13 protein-coding genes and 2 tRNA genes are annotated in these 17,134 nt (G+C 56.4%); 10 read left to right on the forward strand and 5 right to left on the reverse strand.

Annotated elements, in window-relative coordinates:
* The first annotated feature begins 123 nt into the window (after positions 1-123).
* The 4 genes from AC2FJV_RS05715 to AC2FJV_RS05730 all read left to right on the forward strand — a co-directional run bounded on the left by AC2FJV_RS05715 (position 124) and on the right by AC2FJV_RS05730 (position 4,241).
* Positions 124-867 carry an RNA methyltransferase gene (locus AC2FJV_RS05715; protein ID WP_281972025.1) on the forward strand — a complete coding sequence of 248 codons (744 nt, stop codon included), beginning with the start codon at positions 124-126 and terminating at the stop codon, positions 865-867.
* 62 nt (positions 868-929) lie between these two features.
* Positions 930-2,075, forward strand: a complete 1,146-nt coding sequence (ctaA, locus tag AC2FJV_RS05720; RefSeq protein ID WP_496693470.1) for a heme A synthase — start codon at positions 930-932, stop codon at positions 2,073-2,075.
* A gap of 5 nt (positions 2,076-2,080) precedes the next feature.
* The gene (locus tag AC2FJV_RS05725; protein ID WP_496712979.1) at positions 2,081-3,550 is read left to right on the forward strand and encodes a carboxypeptidase M32; all 1,470 of its coding nucleotides are present in this window, start codon (positions 2,081-2,083) and stop codon (positions 3,548-3,550) included.
* A 196-nt stretch (positions 3,551-3,746) separates the two neighbouring features.
* Positions 3,747-4,241 carry a hypothetical protein gene (locus AC2FJV_RS05730; RefSeq protein WP_271947312.1) on the forward strand — a complete coding sequence of 165 codons (495 nt, stop codon included), beginning with the start codon at positions 3,747-3,749 and terminating at the stop codon, positions 4,239-4,241.
* Positions 4,242-4,381: 140 nt separating this feature from the next.
* Here the strand turns inward: AC2FJV_RS05730 and gyrA are convergent, their stop codons facing one another.
* A complete protein-coding gene (gyrA, locus tag AC2FJV_RS05735; RefSeq protein WP_496693509.1) occupies positions 4,382-7,078 on the reverse strand; it encodes a DNA gyrase subunit A in 2,697 nt (898 codons plus the stop codon).
* A 224-nt stretch (positions 7,079-7,302) separates the two neighbouring features.
* On the opposite strand from gyrA, the gene AC2FJV_RS05740 reads away from it, so the two are divergent.
* Together AC2FJV_RS05740 and AC2FJV_RS05745 are read left to right on the forward strand one after the other, a co-directional pair.
* The gene (locus AC2FJV_RS05740; RefSeq protein ID WP_142633572.1) at positions 7,303-7,572 is read left to right on the forward strand and encodes an usg protein; all 270 of its coding nucleotides are present in this window, start codon (positions 7,303-7,305) and stop codon (positions 7,570-7,572) included.
* Between the two features lie 103 nt (positions 7,573-7,675).
* Positions 7,676-8,371, forward strand: coding sequence for a lipid-binding SYLF domain-containing protein (locus AC2FJV_RS05745; RefSeq protein ID WP_221929471.1), 696 nt, complete (start codon positions 7,676-7,678; stop codon positions 8,369-8,371).
* Here the strand turns inward: AC2FJV_RS05745 and AC2FJV_RS05750 are convergent, their stop codons facing one another.
* Positions 8,372-9,325, reverse strand: a complete 954-nt coding sequence (locus tag AC2FJV_RS05750; protein ID WP_496688239.1) for a radical SAM protein — start codon at positions 9,323-9,325, stop codon at positions 8,372-8,374.
* A 163-nt stretch (positions 9,326-9,488) separates the two neighbouring features.
* Between AC2FJV_RS05750 and zwf the strand changes: the two genes are divergently transcribed.
* The 4 genes from zwf to AC2FJV_RS05770 all read left to right on the forward strand — a co-directional run bounded on the left by zwf (position 9,489) and on the right by AC2FJV_RS05770 (position 14,994).
* Entirely contained in the window at positions 9,489-10,937 is a 1,449-nt protein-coding gene (gene zwf / locus AC2FJV_RS05755; RefSeq protein ID WP_271947306.1) for a glucose-6-phosphate dehydrogenase, read from the forward strand.
* Complete coding sequence (gene pgl / locus AC2FJV_RS05760; RefSeq protein ID WP_496712981.1) at positions 10,934-11,605, forward strand: 6-phosphogluconolactonase; 672 nt, start codon at positions 10,934-10,936, stop codon at positions 11,603-11,605. Before zwf ends, pgl begins: the two co-directional genes overlap by 4 nt.
* Before the next feature lie 4 nt (positions 11,606-11,609).
* Complete coding sequence (gene pgi / locus AC2FJV_RS05765) at positions 11,610-13,223, forward strand: glucose-6-phosphate isomerase (RefSeq protein ID WP_496712983.1); 1,614 nt, start codon at positions 11,610-11,612, stop codon at positions 13,221-13,223.
* A 151-nt stretch (positions 13,224-13,374) separates the two neighbouring features.
* Positions 13,375-14,994, forward strand: coding sequence for a long-chain-fatty-acid--CoA ligase (locus AC2FJV_RS05770; RefSeq protein WP_496712985.1), 1,620 nt, complete (start codon positions 13,375-13,377; stop codon positions 14,992-14,994).
* Positions 14,995-15,076: 82 nt separating this feature from the next.
* Here AC2FJV_RS05770 and AC2FJV_RS05775 read toward each other — a convergent pair whose 3' ends face one another.
* The 3 genes from AC2FJV_RS05775 to AC2FJV_RS05785 form a co-directional block, all read right to left on the reverse strand.
* Positions 15,077-16,540, reverse strand: coding sequence for a flavin-containing monooxygenase (locus AC2FJV_RS05775; protein ID WP_496712987.1), 1,464 nt, complete (start codon positions 16,538-16,540; stop codon positions 15,077-15,079).
* A 317-nt stretch (positions 16,541-16,857) separates the two neighbouring features.
* Positions 16,858-16,932 (reverse strand) — tRNA-Asn (locus tag AC2FJV_RS05780).
* A gap of 127 nt (positions 16,933-17,059) precedes the next feature.
* Positions 17,060-17,134, reverse strand: a tRNA-Asn gene (locus AC2FJV_RS05785).

Genomic DNA, 17,134 nt, shown 5'->3' on the forward strand with positions numbered 1-17,134 from the left:
CGGTTTAGCGGATTGCGGGCCGGAAGCAAACTTTTATGCCCGTTTCAGGCAGAATTGGCGCCGCCAATGGCTTGCCCTGCGTTGGCGCGACGATTACAGCAGGCGCAGTTTTCGGAGACAACCATGCCCAGCGACAAATCCCAGCCCTCATTTGTGCTCGTGCGCCCGCAGATGGGTGAAAATATCGGTGCCGCCGCGCGGGCGATGTGGAATTTCGGGCTGGACCGGATGCGGATCGTGGCCCCACGTGATGGCTGGCCAAACCCCAAGGCGGTGGCCATGTCCAGTGGGGCGGGCCGTCTGCTGGATGAGGCGCAGCTGTTTGACGATCTGGCTGGCGCGCTGTCTGACAGTACCTATGTCTTTGCTACTACGGCCCGCCAGCGCGGGTTGACCAAGCCGGTCTTCAGCCCCGAACGCGCTATGCAGATCGCGGCCGAAAAGGTCGCCGCGGGCGAAAAAGTCGCCGTGCTGTTCGGCCCGGAACGGGCAGGGCTTGAGAATGAGGATATCGCCAAGGCCAATGCCATCATCTCGGTCCCGGTGAATCCGGAATATGCCTCATTGAACCTTGGACAATGCGTGTTGCTGACCGCCTATGAGTGGATGCGCCAGACAGGCGACGTCGTGCATGAGGCAACCGATCTGGGCAAAGGCGACTGGGCCACAGGCATCGAGGTCGAAAAGCTGGTCGAACATTATGAAGACCGGCTGGAAGAGGCGGGGTTCTTTTACCCCCCTGAAAAAGCCGAAAGCATGAAGACCAATCTGCGCAATCTGTGGTCACGGATGCGGATGACGCGGGCGGATGTGCAGATGTTGCACGGGGTCATGCGTCAGATGGTCCGTTGGAAAGACAAAGGGTAAGGCTGGACCTCGTCCCATGGTGGTCCTAGCTTGCAACGAAATTCAAGACACATGAGGAACGCATGAGCGGCAAGCGCAGCATCTTCGAAGAGGTCTCAGACTCTGAAAAACAACAAGCGGTTCAACCTGGTATGATTGACCGGGGCCGCGGTGGTGCGCGTAAGGCTATCCGGGCCTGGCTGATGATCCTGTTTGCGCTTGTGGTTGTGATGATTGCGGTGGGTGGGCTGACCCGCCTGACCGATAGCGGGCTGTCGATCACCGAATGGCGCCCGCTCACCGGGGCTGTCCCGCCGATGACCGAAACCGACTGGCAGGCCGAGTTCGACAAGTACAAGCAAATCGACCAGTGGCGCATCCAGAACCAGTGGATGGAGCTTGCGGATTTCAAATCCATCTATTGGTGGGAATGGGGCCACCGCCAGCTGGGCCGCGTGATCGGGCTGGTCTGGGCGCTTGGCTTCTTTGGGTTCCTTATTGCGCGCAAGATACCCACCGGCTGGACCGGCAAGCTGGTGATCCCCGGTGCCTTGGGTGGGGTACAGGGCGCCGTTGGCTGGTGGATGGTCGCGTCCGGCGTGACGCAGGGCGAGGGGATGATCGCCGTTGCCAGCTATCGCCTGGCGATCCATCTGGGTCTGGCCTTTGTGATCTTGGGTTTCCTCGCCTGGTATATGTTCGAACTTGGCCGGGATGAGCGTGACCTGATGCAGGCCCGCCGCGCGAAAGAGGCCAAACTGTTTTCCCTGTCTACCGGCCTGATGCATTTCGCATTCCTGCAGATCCTCATCGGTGCACTTGTCGCAGGTATCGACGCTGGGCGGTCTTATACCGACTGGCCATTGATCGGCGGGCAGATTTTCCCGCCGGACGCGGCGATACTGGAACCGATGTGGCGGAACTTTTTCGAAAGCCCCGGGCTTGTGCAGTTCATCCATCGTTGCGCGGGTTATCTGCTGTTCATCTTTGCCATCGTTGTCTGGCGTCGTGGCAATTCCAGTGCGCATCCGCAAACGCGCTTTGCCTTCAACACGATGTTCGCTGCCTTGTCGTTGCAGGTGGTTGTCGGGATCATGACCGTGATCTACGCGGCCCCCTGGCAGATCGCCATTTTCCATCAGTTCATGGCCGTGATCGTGTGGACTCTGATCCTGCGTGCGCGATTCCTGACAGCCTATCCCATCGCAACTTCGATCCGCGGAGCCTGACCCAGATGACTGCCTATGATGAACTGATGGCCTTCCAACGTGAAACCTCGGCACTTGGTCAGATTGCCGGGCGTCTGGGATGGGATCAGGAAACAGTGATGCCGCGCGGCGCAGCGCCGCAGCGCGCAGAAGAAATGGCCGCGATCGAATCTGTTTTGCATGCCCGACGGTCTGATCCGCGTGTGGCAGAGTGGCTGGAGCAGGCCGACCCGCAGGACGATGTCGCCCGCGCGCAACTGCGCGAGATACGCCGGTCCTATGAGCGGACCGTGAAAGTGCCCGCCGATTTGGCCAAGACCATCGCACGCGTTACCTCAGCCGCGCAGGGCACATGGGCACAGGCGCGCGCCGATGAGGATGTGGCGGCCTTTTTGCCCGTGTTGGAAGAGGTTGTGGCGCTCAAACGTCAGGAAGGTCAGGCCCTGGCACAGGGCGGTGATGTCTATGACGCCATGGTCGAAGATTACGAGCCCTATACGACCGGCACTCAGATCGCTGCGATCTTTGACCAGATGCGTCCGCGTCTTGTGGCATTGCGAGCAGCTGTGTTGGACCAACCCGGACCGGCCGCCCTGACCGGGGCGTTTGACGCAGCGACCCAGATGCAACTGTCACAGAAGCTGGCCACTGGATTCGGTTACGACCTGAACACTGGCCGGGTCGACAAGGCCGTTCACCCGTTCAGCTCGGGCAGCGGATTGGACGTGCGGATCACCACGCGCACCAGCGAGACCGATCCATTCAACTGTTTCTATTCAACCATTCACGAGGTCGGCCACGCCGCCTATGAACAGGGCATCGACCCAGCCTACCTTTTGACCCCGCTGGGGCAGGGCGTGTCGATGGGCGTGCATGAAAGCCAGAGCCGGATCTACGAAAACCAACTGGGTCGATCACGCGCCTATACTGGCTGGCTGTTTGGCCAGATGGTCGAGGCTTTTGGCAATTTCGGCGTCGCCGATGCCGATGCGTTCTATGCCACGGTCAACCGGGTCCATAATGGCTATATCCGCACTGAGGCGGATGAGGTGCAGTACAACCTGCACATCATGCTGCGCTTTGACCTTGAGCGCGCGTTAATGAGCGGCGATCTGCAGGTCAGAGACCTTGAGGGTGCATGGAACGACCGGTTCAAGGCCGATTTCGGCTATGCGGTCGATAGGCCCTCGAACGGATGCTTGCAGGATGTCCATTGGTCCGTCGGTCTGTTCGGGTATTTCCCGACTTACTCGTTGGGCAATGTCTATGCCGGATGCCTGAACCAGGCTTTGCGATCCGCGCTGCCCGATCTGGATACTCAACTGGCCAAGGGTGACACGTCGGGCGCCACCGGTTGGCTGCGCGAAAACCTCCAACGCCATGGCGGCCTTTACGCCCCCCGCGACATCATCCAACACGCCAGTGGCATGGAACCGGGTCCAGAACCACTGTTGGAGTATCTGGAGCAAAAGTTTGGATCGTTGTACGGGTTGTGATAGTGGGCCTAACTGGGCCTGACCAGACAACGCACTCAATCGTACACCCAATTCGTGATAGGAGACGAAAGCTTGCTCTGAGCCCAAACCTGCCGAGAAAGCGCCAACCTGCTTATAAGTTGACACTTGTCAAGGATCGAGACTTTTAGTTCACCTACTCTGACAATGGATTGTCCACTACTTAGGCGCTTCCGACATGAACGGATTTATCCAAATTGGTATAGCAATCAGTATTATAGTTTGGGCAGTTCCCTCAACTGCCCAGAGGGCGAATCCCCATTTGATCTACGAAGAGAATTGCGCGTCTTGTCACCTGCCGCATGCAGGAGATTTTGTCTCCGAAAAATTGATTGTGTCAGAAAGCGGCATTGTCGGAAAAGCTTCTGGTCGTCCCGTCATTGATTATCTGAAGGCAGGACACGGCGAGTTGTCAGACGAAGAAATCAATGTGCTGATAGAACAGTTTGAGTTCATCCAAGAATCTGGCCGTCTATTCCAAGAAAAATGCATTATTTGCCACGACAACGCCGCCGAATTTGCGCGCCAAAAGTTGATCTTGCGCGATGACATAGTTACGGGCCGGTACACAGACAGAGATGTCGCAGAGTTTTTGTTGCAGCACGGACGGCTCGATGCTTCTGAGGCACAAAAGATGGTTGAGGTCCTTATGCGCCAACTTCAGGTAAAATAAAGAGCATCAAAATACCACGCGATGCAGGTCGGTTCTTAGCCTTAATTCGGGCATTAGGTCTATGCATTGATAGGCAGTTTTGTCCGCACACCAGACACCCAGAAACATCGCCGAGGCCAGAGAGCCTCGGCTTTCATTGCTTACTCTTCCGTCTCGTCCTCATCACCCTGATCTGCGATCCAGGCAACGGATACGACCTCTTCGCCTTTGCCGGTGTTGAACACCTTCACGCCACCTGCTGACCGCGAGCGGAATGAGATGCCTTCGATCGGGACCCGGATCGACTGACCTTTGGACGTGGCCAGCATGATCTGATCTTCGATATCGACGGGGAACGAGGCCACAAGTGCCCCGCCGCGCATCGCCTTATCCATCGCCGCAACACCCATGCCACCGCGCCCGCGGACCGGGTAGTCGTGGCTGGAGCTCAGCTTGCCTGCACCGCCCGTGGTGATCGTCAGGATCATGTTTTCGGCAGCGGACATTTCGGCATAGCGTTCCTGTGTGATGGTGCCGGGGGTTGCTTCATCCTCATCCGTCTCACCGTCATCGGCGATGCCTGCCACTGCGCGGCGCATCTTGAGATAGGCGGCGCGTTCATCCGGATCAGCTTCGAAGTGGCGGATCACCGACATCGAGACGACACGGTCGCCACCGCTCAGCCTTATACCCCGAACACCGGTAGATTCGCGTGAGTTGAACACGCGCACATCAGTGGTGCGGAACCGGATTGCGCGGCCCGAATTGGTGACCAGCATCACATCTTCGTCTTCAGAGCAGATGCGTGCATTCACCAGTTCGATGCCTTCGGGCAATTTCATCGCAATCTTGCCGTTGCGGCGGACATTGGTGAAATCCGACAGTCGGTTCCGGCGCACATCGCCTGCGCTGGTGGCAAAGATGATCTGTAGGTTTTCCCATTCTTCGTCCGGCACATCCACGGGCATGATCGCCGCGATGGAAACCCCGGTCGGAATCGGCAGGATGTTGACAATGGCCTTGCCCTTGCCAGTGCGCCCGGATTGCGGCAGACGCCAGGTTTTGAGCTTGTAGACCATCCCGTCAGTGGTGAAGAACAACAACTGTGTATGCGTGTTCGCCACGAAGAGGTTGGTAACGACGTCCTCTTCCTTGGTCTGCATTCCCGACAGGCCCTTGCCGCCCCGCTTTTGCGCGCGGAAATCGGCCAGCGGAGTACGTTTGATGTAGCCGCCCGACGTGACGGTCACGACCATATCCTCACGCTCGATCAGGTCCTCGTCTTCCATGTCGCCGGACCAATCGACGATCTCGGTGCGACGGGGCACGGCAAACTGTTCACGCACGCTGCGCAGCTCATCCCCGATGATCGACATGATACGCTCTCGCGAGGACAGAATATCCAGGTATTCCTGGATCTTACCCGCCAGTTCTTCCAGTTCGTCCGTAACCTCTTTGACACCGATCTGGGTCAATCGCTGCAGGCGCAGGTCGAGGATCGCGCGGGCCTGAACTTCGGTCAGGTTATAGGTGCCGTCGTCGTTCATCATCGACAGAGGGTCGTCGATCAGGCGCAGATAGCTTTCGATTTCAGCCGCGGGCCAGCGGCGGGTCATCAGCTTTTCACGCGCTTGCGCGGCGTCAGCGGATGACCGGATGGTTGCAACCACCTCATCCACATTCGAAACTGCCACGGCCAAACCGCACAGGATGTGACTGCGTTCGCGGGCCTTGCGCAGGTCGTAAGCCGTACGGCGCGCAACAACGTCTTCGCGGAAATCGATAAAGCTGGTCAGGAAGCGGCGCAGAGTCAGTTGCTCGGGTCGCCCACCATTCAGAGCCAGCATATTGCAGCCAAACGAGGTTTGCATCGGCGAAAACCGGAACAGTTGGTTCAGAACCACTTCGGGCGTGGCATCACGTTTCAGTTCGACCACAACGCGTACGCCGTTACGGTCGGATTCGTCCTGAACGTGGCTGACGCCTTCAATCCTCTTCTCACGCACGGCCTCGGCGATCTTTTCGATCATCGAAGCCTTGTTCACCTGATATGGAATCTCATCAACCACGATGGCATAGCGGTCTTTGCGGATTTCCTCGACGCGGGTCTTGGAGCGGATTATGACGCTGCCGCGCCCTTCCAAATAGGCTTTGCGCGCGCCGGACCGGCCCAGCATTACGCCGCCGGTCGGGAAGTCGGGGCCTGGAACATACTCGATCAGCTGCTCGGAAGTCAGATCGGGATCGTCGATCAGGGCGAGGGTGGCATCGACCACCTCACCAAGATTATGCGGCGGGATATTGGTCGCCATGCCCACGGCAATGCCGCCAGCGCCGTTGACCAGCATGTTCGGGAACCGTGCGGGCAAGACTGTCGGCTCTCTGTCTTTGCCGTCATAGTTGTCCTGAAAATCGACGGTGTCTTTCTCGATATCCGCCAGCAGAGAGGCGGCGGGCTTGTCCATCCGCACTTCGGTATAGCGCATGGCCGCCGGGTTATCGCCGTCCATCGAGCCAAAGTTGCCCTGACCATCCAGCAGCGGCAGCGACATCGAGAAATCCTGAGCCATCCGCACCAACGCGTCATAGATCGCGCTGTCGCCGTGTGGGTGGTATTTACCCATTACGTCGCCGACCGGACGGGCCGATTTGCGATAGGATTTGTCATGGGTGTTTCCGGTCTCGTGCATCGCGTAAAGGATGCGCCGATGTACCGGTTTCAACCCATCGCGCAGATCAGGAATCGCACGGCTAACAATGACCGACATCGCATAGTCCAGATAGGACGTGCGCATTTCGGATTCGATGGAGACCGTCGGGCCACCGTAAACGGGGCGTTCTGGCGGGTTTTCATCCATATTTTCAGGAACTTCTGGCGTATCGCTCACGTAAACTGCCCGTTCTGTATGCAGACTCTATATCTTGTGGATACACCTTATCAGACCCGGCACATAAGGTGCAAGCAAGCAACCATTTTGCAAGTGAGAAACTCCGGTAACATCACGGTAACATATTGTTAACTAAGGATTAGGGTGTTTTCGTGATACAATAGGGGGACCTTGCAATTAATATTGAGGTCGAAATGGAGCGCAGCGAAACGGAATTGATGCTTAAAGGATATGGGCTGACAACGGCGGAATTATTCTACCACATGCCCGACTATATCCATGTTCTGAACACCTTCATCTGGCAGGAATACGATCTGGCGCCGGATCATCCGAAACTGTTCGAGTTCATTGATTTCTGGCAGCGAGAGATCGAAGGCCCCTTACATTCTGTAAAATTCACGCACCGTAAGATGATCGCGCCCGGAGAGTGGCGCAACCAAGTTGGCGAGTTTCGGGTGAATTAGCCACCCTGGCAGATTATTGGCTGTGTAACGAAAGGGCGTGTTCCATTTGATTTTCTTAGGCTAGGGTCGTGTCCAAACCATTGATCAGCTAAGGAAATGCCGCATGCCCAGAATGTTGCTGTTTGTCGCCGCCGTTTTGCTTGGTGGGCCAGTCGCCGCTGAGGGAGTTTTGGACAAGATCAAAAAAGGCGCGGCAAACGCGGCTGACGTTGTCGGGCAAGGGGCCGAAACCGTTGGCGAGACAATCGATAAAGGCGCGAAAGCTGTTGAGGGTACGGTCGACTCGACCACCGAATTGCTAAGCAATGAGGCCACTCCGGAAGAGACGCGCGCCAAGCTGGACACATTGGCCACGCAGATTCTGGATCAGTTGCTGGCCGAAAATCCCGAAGCGCATGCGCTGTACGAGGTCTGTGCCGGCTATGCCGTGTTCGACTCGCGCAAGGTTACGGTGTTTCCAGTCTCGGCTGGGTATGGGCGGGGTGTGGCGGTGTCAAAGGACACCGGCCAGCACACATATATGAACATGGGAACAGGCGGCGTGGGTGGCGCGATCGGCATCGGCGGCTTTGAATCCAAGTTTGTGATCATGTTCGAAACCCCTGCTGATCTGGATAAGTTCATCACCCAGGGCTATGACGCGACGGCCGAAACCCGCGCCATGTACGGCGATGAAAACACGACGGAAACCGTGCGCTTCACCGATGGCCGGTCTTTTTTTGAACTGTCCAAGAAAGGGTGGCGCGTGGCAGCGGGCGCGTCGGGCTCAAAGTTCTGGAAATCGCCGGAACTGAACTGATCACCCCGAACAGCTGGCCCCGCCCAGGACGCAGAATTTGGCGCAATGCGGATGGTTCAGATGCACGTCCGCTTCCGCCTCGGCCAGCGTATGGCCCATCTCGAATTCCGGCTCATAAGGCAGCAGCGTGCAGGCCAGAACAGCCGGTTTTTCAGCGCGTTTGCGTTTGACCACCATCCGGGCGCTGGCACACATCACGGATGCAGGAGATTTGTTCAGGATACCCCAGCAGGCGGTGGTGATTTCCGGCACTTCCACGGTCTCGTCCATTTCCGGGAAAAGGACCGTTCGCGCAGGGTCATGCGCGTCGATGCCAAACCCGTGGTGGTTGAATAACGTAGCATATCCCTGACGGCTTTTTTCATCGTCCTCGCCCCATACGGTTCTGCCGGCAACAGCCATCCGGAATCCGCCATCGCGTAGCCACTTCATACCTTCCACGGTTTTGTCAAAACTGCCTTTGCCACGTTCCTTATCGTGCAGGTCGGCACGATAATGGTCGAGCGATACCCGCAGCGTCAGTTTCCCAGAGTAGTCGCGCTGAAGTTCAGTCAATCCCTCGCGCATCTTCTGGCGCATCATTGGCCGCATGGCGTTGGTCAGGATCAACACCTCATAGCCGCGTTCCAGCGCAGCGCGCGCCATCTCGATCATGTCGGGGTTCATGAACGGCTCACCACCGGTAAAGCCAATCTCACGCACGGGCCAGTTTCTGTCTTCGATCTGGTCCAGATAGTCTCGCACTTCATCCGCCGAGATATAGACCAACGCATCATTGGTCGGGCTGCTTTCGATATAGCAGTTGACACATTCGATGTTGCACAAAGTCCCGGTATTGAACCAGAGCGTCTCGGGGTTGGTCAACGCCACCGAGGCACGAGTCTGGCCATCCGCTGTCACCAATTTGTTTTGAAACTTGCCGATATTGACGATCTGAGGGGCGTTGTCTTTCATTCCGGTTTCCGGTTCTTTTCTGTTGTCACCTTGAATTAGAGGTTTCAGACCGTTTCGCAAAGTGAGACATGGGTGAACTGACAGAGAATTGATGTCGCGGAAATCCGCAAAAATGGTTGCGCTAACATTGGACATTGAGCATAGGGCAAGGTAAGGAAAACACATGGTTTCTCGCGTCATACCTGTAGACCCCTTTGATCTGGTCATTTTTGGCGGAACTGGCGATCTGGCGCAGGGTAAAATCCTGCCCGCTCTGTTTCGCCGGTTTTGTGCTGGCCAGTGGGCTGAAGGCGCGCAAGTAATCGGGGCGGCCAGAACGGATTACGACCGTGACAAGTTCCGCAATTTGGTCCGCAACTCGCTTGAGGCACATGCCGGACGACACAGTCTGGACACTGCTGCGTTGAACGCGTTTTTGCAGCGGGTTGATTATGTGACATTGGATGCTGTTGCGGATCATGGCTGGGCCGAGCTTGCGCGGAAACTTCAGCCGAATCGGGTTCGGGCGTTCTATTTTTCGGTGGGGCCGCGGTTGTTTGGCCCTCTGGCGGAACGGATCGAGGCGTATGATCTGACAACGCCGCAGACGAGGATCGTGGTTGAAAAACCCTTTGGCCATGATCTGGAAAGTGCGCGAGCTTTGAATGCCACGCTGGCCGCGCATTTCAGGGAAAGTCAAATCTATCGAATCGACCACTATCTGGGCAAGGAAACCGTCCAAAACCTGATGGCTGTTCGATTCGGCAACATGTTGTTCGAACCACTTTGGAACAGCCAGTATGTCGACCATATCCAGATCACCGTAGCCGAATCCGTCGGAATTAACGGCCGTGAAGAGTATTACGAGCGCGCAGGCGCAATGCGCGACATGATGCAGAACCACCTGATGCAGCTTTTGTGCCTGATCGCCATGGAACCTCCGGCCAAGTTCGACCCGGATGCGGTGCGTGATGAAAAGCTCAAGGTCATTCGCGCTCTGGACCCGGTAAAGCCGCATCATATCGTGCGGGGGCAGTTTGAGGGCGAAAGTTCAAGTTACCGCAAAGCCGTTGGAAATCCACGCTCGACTACCGAAAGCTATGTGGCGCTGCGGGCGCATATCAGCAACTGGCGATGGGCAGGAACACCGTTCTACTTGCGCACGGGCAAGCGCCTTGTGGCCCGGTCTTCGGTGATCAATGTGATGTTCAAAGACGCGCCGCACTCGATCTTTGGAGCGGATGCCGGGCGTCATGCGAATGCGCTATCGATCCGCCTGCAGCCAAATGAGGGCATCACGCTGAAAGTGACGATCAAAGAGCCCGGGCAAGGAGGTATGCGTTTGGTCGACGTGCCCCTGGATATGAGCTTTGCCGAGGCATTGGGCGCCGAGAACCAGGACCCGCCAGACGCCTATGAACGTCTGGTGATGGATGTGATCCGAGGCAATCAGACGCTGTTCATGCGCGGTGATGAGGTCGAGGCCGCCTGGGCTTGGACAGACCCGATCATCGCAGGATGGCAGGCGCGTGGCGACGTGCCGAAACCTTATGAGAGCGGCAGCACTGGGCCGGGCGACGCCGAGCTGCTGATGAAACGGGACGGTCGCCGTTGGCAAGGGATAAACCCATGAAAATTCAGGAATACGCCGACCGGGATATGCTAGCCATCGACGTGGCCAATGCTATCGCCGGAGATCTTGAGGCGGCGCTGCTGCATCACGATCTGGTCTCTTTTGCTGTGCCGGGCGGTACCACACCCGGGCCGGTCTTTGACGGATTGTGTGCCGCTGATTTGGACTGGGATCGGGTCCGAATTCTGCCAACGGATGAACGGTGCGTATCCAGCGACAGCGATCGCGCAAATGCGCGGCTGATCCAAGAGCGTTTGCTGACCAATCGCGCCTCGGTCGCGCAATATGTGCCGCTGTATCTGGATGGCAAAGATCCGGAATCGGTGCTGCCCGAAATTGAAAGCTTGATTGCGCCTGTGCTGCCTCTTTCGGTTCTCATGCTGGGTATGGGCGAAGATATGCACACCGCCTCGCTGTTTCCGGGGATGGACGGGTTGGCCGCCGCATTGGACGGGCATGCGCCACCTTTGGCCGTGGCCCGACCCGAAGTTCAGCCCGAGGCGCGGATTACATTAACGGCTCCGGTCTTGGACGGCGCATTGTCTAAGCATCTGGTGATTTTTGGGGAAACCAAACGCAAGGCGCTGGACCGGGCCATGTCCCTGCATCCCAAAGAGGCGCCGATTGCTGCTGTGTTGGGCGGCATGACGGTCCATTGGGCGGAGTAGAGTTATGAACCTGGATACTCTCAAGGCATTTGCGTCAGATGGCGGTCGTTCCATTTTGGACTTGTTCGAACAAGACGTGGATCGGGCACAGGTTTTCTCGACCTCAACGGGCGATATGCTGTTTGACTATTCAAAGACGCAGATTGACGCAGATATTCGCGCAGCCCTGATCTGCCTATGCGACGAGGCGGGGCTTGCCGACAGGCGCGACGCGATGTTTGCGGGTGCCAAGATCAATGAAACCGAAGAACGCTCGGTTCTGCATTCGGCATTGCGGAATCTGGATGGCGGTCCGGTCGACGTGGATGGTCTGGATGTCATGCCTGGCGTTCTGGATACGCTGCAGCGGATGCGTGTCTTTGCCGAAGAGGTCCGTGGGGGGGCCGTGTCCGGGGCAGGGGGCAGCTTTACCGATGTGGTGAATATCGGAATTGGTGGGTCTGATCTGGGACCGGTTATGGCCACGCATGCGCTGGCTCCGTATCACGACGGGCCGCGGCTGCACTATGTCTCGAATGTAGACGGGGCACATATTGCCGATGTTCTACGGCAGCTGGATCCGACGCGGACACTTGTGATTGTCGCGTCCAAGACGTTCACGACCATTGAAACCATGACCAATGCCCGCACCGCGCGCGCCTGGATGGTCGATGGCGGCGGGGAGCCGGCCCGACAGTTTGCTGCGGTTTCCAGTGCTTTGGACAAGACTCAGGCCTTTGGCATTCCCGAACAGCGCGTGTTTGGTTTCGCCGATTGGGTCGGCGGGCGTTATTCGGTTTGGGGGCCTGTGGGCCTGCCGGTGATGATTGCCGTAGGCTCGACGGCCTTTGATGCGTTTTTGCGCGGTGGACAGGCAATGGACGTGCATTTTCGCGCAGCCGATTGGTCCGAGAATATGCCTGTGATGTTGGCTTTGACCGGTGTCTGGCATCGGCAGGTTCTGGGATATGCCAGCAGGGCCGTGCTGCCATACGATCAGCGTCTCCTGCGCTTGCCCGCATATTTTCAGCAGCTCGAGATGGAGTCGAATGGCAAATCCGTTGCCATGGACGGCAGTGCGCTGACCATTCCTTCGGGTCCGGTGGTCTGGGGTGAGCCTGGTACCAATGGTCAGCATGCGTTTTATCAGCTGATCCATCAGGGCACAGACGTTATCCCTTGCGAATTCATGGTCGCTGCCGAGGGACATGAACCCGAGCTGACCCACCATCACCGGCTGCTGCTGGCCAACTGTCTGGCCCAGTCCGAGGCGCTGATGCGCGGCCGATCGCTGGACGAGGCGCGGCAGCGCATGGCCGACAAAGGGTTGACGGGTGAAGAATGCGAACGTCAGGCCCGACATCGGGTGTTTGCTGGCAATCGTCCCTCGACCACGCTGATGTACCCCAAGCTAACGCCTTTTGTTCTGGGTCAGATCATTGCCCTGTATGAGCATCGCGTATTCGTCGAAGGGGTCCTGTTGGGGATCAACTCTTTTGACCAGTGGGGCGTTGAACTGGGCAAGGAACTGGCGACTTCACTGGGGCCAATCGTGGACGGTGCAGAAGGTACCGAGACCAAAGACGGGTCAACCGCCGCCCTTGTTGCCTATGCCATGTTGCACCGGGAAACCGAATAAAAGCCAGCTTTGCCGCCCTGGCATGATGCATTCTTCTATTGTCAGACAATTAAATGCTTGGCAGGATTTCTTTTGACCGCGCCGATTGCAGAAAATGCGTGGCAAACAAGAAGGTGCTGCAAAAAGCGGCCCCGACACAGGGAGAATGTCCATGCTGGGACAAATGATGACGCAACCGTTGCTGATCTCGTCACTGATCGAGCATGCCGATCGCTATCATGGCCAAACCGAGATTTATTCTGTCGAAACTGACGGCAGCTTGACCGAAACGAACTGGTCGCAAGTCGCCGAGAACGCGCGAAAATTGGGTTCTGCACTGTTAGGTCTTGGGCTGGAACCGCACGCTCGGGTAGCGACATTGGCATGGAACAACCGCCGCCATCTGGAAATCTACTATGGCACTTCGGGTGCTGGATTCGTCTGCCACACCGTAAACCCCAGGCTGTTTCCAGAGCAACTGACCTATATCATCAATCATGCGCAGGACCGGGTTCTGTTTTTCGACGCCACATTCATCCCGCTTGTCGCCGCTTTGAAGGACCAACTGACAGAGGTGCAGCATTTCGTGTTAATGGGTCCGCGGAATGATGACGCAATCGCGCAGGTTCCAGGGGTGCAGTTCTATGATGAGCTGATCGAAACCGGTAATTCCGGCTTTCAATGGCCGAGGCTGGACGAAAACACAGCCTCAAGCCTTTGTTACACTTCGGGCACAACCGGCAACCCCAAAGGGGTGCTCTATTCCCATCGCTCGACAGTTTTGCACAGTTTTGGGTCCAACACGCGTGACGTGATCGGGTTTTCGGCGATGGATGTGGTACTGCCAGTTGTACCGATGTTCCATGTGAACGCTTGGGGATCGCCGTACGCTTGCGCGATGTCGGGGTCTCGGATGGTATTACCGGGACCAGATTTGCATGGCGAGGCATTGGTCAATTTGATTGACAGCTATGGGGTGACACTGGCCATGGGCGTGCCGACGATCTGGCAGGGTCTGCTGGCCTCTGCAAAGAAGTCGGGCAGTCAACTGTCCAGTCTTGAGCGCACAGTTATTGGTGGGGCCGCATGTCCGCCGTCGATGATCGAGACGTTCCGCGAAACCTATGGTGTCGATACAGTCCACGCCTGGGGGATGAGCGAGATGAGCCCGCTGGGAACCGCGAACCAGCCCTTGGCGAAACATGGAAAACTGCCCAAAGAAGAGCAGTATGGGCTTCGGGAAAGTCAGGGCCGTCCTTGTTATGGGGTCGAATTGAAAATCGTTGATGATTTCGGCAATGAGCTTCCGCGTGACGGTGAAACACAGGGAGACCTGATGGTGCGCGGATACTGGGTATTGGACAGCTATTTCATGATGCAGGATCAGGGTCTGCTGCAAGACGGTTGGTTTGCCACTGGCGACGTGGCGACACTGGACCCGGACGGGTATATGACGATCCGAGATCGCTCAAAGGACATCATCAAATCCGGCGGTGAATGGATCAGTTCGGTCGAGCTCGAAAATATCGCGGTGGCACATCCAAAGCTGGCAGGCGCAGCCGTTGTGGGTGTGCCGCATCCGAAATGGGACGAACGGCCCGTTCTTGTGGCGGTGAAAGCCGAGGGGGCAAACCCAAGCGAAGAAGAATTGCTGGCGTTTTTTGGTGGTAAGATCGCCAAGTGGCAGATCCCGGACAGGGTAGTCTTTGTGGACGCGCTGCCACTGAACGCGACTGGCAAGATCCTGAAACGCAACCTGCGGGAAGACTTCAAAGATGTGCTGAGTACCTAGCGCAAGATCACTGACCTGGCAGACACAAGCGAGATGGTTTGCCGGGTTTTCTGACTTCGCGGCGAAGTAGATCTATAGCCCCTCAGCCTTCTGAAGTTCCACGCCTGAAATCTGCCAGTTTGGGTTTCCTCGTGCGCCTGAAATACTCGAATGAACTGCCGGGCCAGTTGGTGGTTATCCGCTCGCCATCTTTGTAATAGCTGCGCTCGATCCGCGCCCACTGACTTTTGGCAAGACGCTGTTGCATCTCGTCATCGAAACGCAATGCCGCCTCAGGTTTTACTTCGATCGTGCCGTGATCGGCCGCCTTGATAAGTTGGATGACAAAACCGATTTGCGCTTCGATCATGGCCAGTACCGTCGTGTGGCCAAGGTTTGTGTTTGGTCCGTAAATAATGTGCAGATTGGGGAATTTGGGAACCGAAATACCAAGATAGGCCCGCGCACCACCCTTATCCCAAACATCGCGCAACAAGATACCATCACGTCCCTTGATATCAATAGCTTGCAGGAAGGGGTTGGATTGGAAGCCGGTGCCAAGAATGACCACATCATGGTTGCGTTCGGTACCGTCTGTGGTCTTGATCCCATCTTTGGTGAAACAGTCGATTCCGTCCGTCACCAGATCAACCTTATCATGGTTCAGGGTCTGATAGTAGCTGTCGGAAACCAAAAGACGACGCGCGCCGGGTGGGTATTTTGGTCGAAGCTCCTCGCGGAGTTTTGGGTCCGATATCGTCTTTTCCAGATGCCGGTTCAGTATGTTCTGCATCAGCATCTCGTGCAGTTTCGATCCTTTCATGACTGGAAAGATCTTGAACTCATTCTCGGCCCAAAGGCGGAAGCGATAAAGTTTTTGAAGGAAAGGCATCGAACGCATCAGCGACTTGAAGCTCTCGCCATAGGTCTTGTTGCCTTTGGGCATGACCCAATTTGCCGTGCGTTGATAAACTGTCAGACTGCGTGCCTGTTTGGCGATCTCTGGGATAAACTGCAGCGCGCTGGCTGCATTTCCAATCACGGCAACCGATTTGTCCTTCAGGTCGATATCATGGCGCCATTCGGCAGAATGGAATATGGTTCCCCCGAAGAGTTTCATCCAAGGTATCCCAATACGGTTGGGAAAGTGCAACTGACCAACCGAGCAAACCACGTGGCGGCAGAGATAGGTTTCATCTCCATTGCCCTTGGTCGTTACAGTCCACATTTCACTTGTCGGATCGAAGCTTGCTGAAGTGACGGCGCAGCCAAGGCGTAAATGCGCGATCACTCCGAATGTTTCCGCACAATCCCGGATGTAATCCAGAATCTCTTTCTGTCCCGACCATTTTCGGCTCCAGTTCGGCGTTTTGCTGAAAGAGTAAGAATACAAATGCGAGGGCACATCGCATTCCGCACCGGGATAGGTGTTATGCTGCCAAGTGCCCCCAAATTCAGTGGCCTTGTCGAGTATTGCGAAGCTGTCGATTCCCGCTTGTCTGAGCTGGTAGCCCATACCAATGCCGCCAAAGCCAGCACCTATGATCAAACAGTTCACCTGCTTCATGATACTTCCTTATGCTCGTATGTCCGTTTCGCGACTTACCAGTGGCGTTTCTGATCTGCCTGGTTTGGCTTTGGGACAAGCGTGACCGGCATAAAATCTTCTTTCAATCTATCTCAAGTTCACCTGAGCCTGCTAATAACTTGGGCCCAGACTAAGTCCTTCAATGCAAATGTAATTGGGAACTTATCCCTCAACTTTGAGTTGAATGGAATGAAAAAATTAGAGGATGAACCTTTGAAACCGTTTATCATCTGCCTTGAGTTATGGCGCACGGCCTGAGGCAGGGTGTTTCTATAGTCGTGAAAATTTTGGAAGATTGGCTCCGGCGGTAGGGATCGAACCTACGACCAATTGATTAACAGTCAACTGCTCTACCGCTGAGCTACGCCGGAACGGTTCGCGCCGTATAGCAACCCGACTCTTCGGCGTCCAGAGGGGGGCGTGAGTTTTTTCGTCGAAAAAACATGCGCACAGCGAAGGCGGGCATCCATGATAATTTGCGGTGTGTTTTGGGGAAATTGGCTCCGGCGGTAGGGATCGAACCTACGACCAATTGATTAACAGTCAACTGCTCTACCGCTGAGCTACGCCGGA

The sequence above is a fragment of the Ruegeria sp. CDSA241 genome, assembly GCF_059611265.1.

Coding starts and splice junctions, on each gene's coding strand:
- AC2FJV_RS05745 (WP_221929471.1), top strand. CDS start 7,676: ATGCCCAGAATGTTGCTGTTTGTCGCCGCCGTTTTGCTTGGTGGGCCA.
- pgi (WP_496712983.1), top strand. CDS start 11,610: ATGAACCTGGATACTCTCAAGGCATTTGCGTCAGATGGCGGTCGTTCC.
- gyrA (WP_496693509.1), bottom strand. CDS start 7,078: ATGGATGAAAACCCGCCAGAACGCCCCGTTTACGGTGGCCCGACGGTC.
- AC2FJV_RS05715 (WP_281972025.1), top strand. CDS start 124: ATGCCCAGCGACAAATCCCAGCCCTCATTTGTGCTCGTGCGCCCGCAG.
- pgl (WP_496712981.1), top strand. CDS start 10,934: ATGAAAATTCAGGAATACGCCGACCGGGATATGCTAGCCATCGACGTG.
- AC2FJV_RS05775 (WP_496712987.1), bottom strand. CDS start 16,540: ATGAAGCAGGTGAACTGTTTGATCATAGGTGCTGGCTTTGGCGGCATT.
- AC2FJV_RS05740 (WP_142633572.1), top strand. CDS start 7,303: ATGGAGCGCAGCGAAACGGAATTGATGCTTAAAGGATATGGGCTGACA.
- AC2FJV_RS05750 (WP_496688239.1), bottom strand. CDS start 9,325: ATGAAAGACAACGCCCCTCAGATCGTCAATATCGGCAAGTTTCAAAAC.
- zwf (WP_271947306.1), top strand. CDS start 9,489: ATGGTTTCTCGCGTCATACCTGTAGACCCCTTTGATCTGGTCATTTTT.
- AC2FJV_RS05725 (WP_496712979.1), top strand. CDS start 2,081: ATGACTGCCTATGATGAACTGATGGCCTTCCAACGTGAAACCTCGGCA.
- ctaA (WP_496693470.1), top strand. CDS start 930: ATGAGCGGCAAGCGCAGCATCTTCGAAGAGGTCTCAGACTCTGAAAAA.
- AC2FJV_RS05770 (WP_496712985.1), top strand. CDS start 13,375: ATGCTGGGACAAATGATGACGCAACCGTTGCTGATCTCGTCACTGATC.
- AC2FJV_RS05730 (WP_271947312.1), top strand. CDS start 3,747: ATGAACGGATTTATCCAAATTGGTATAGCAATCAGTATTATAGTTTGG.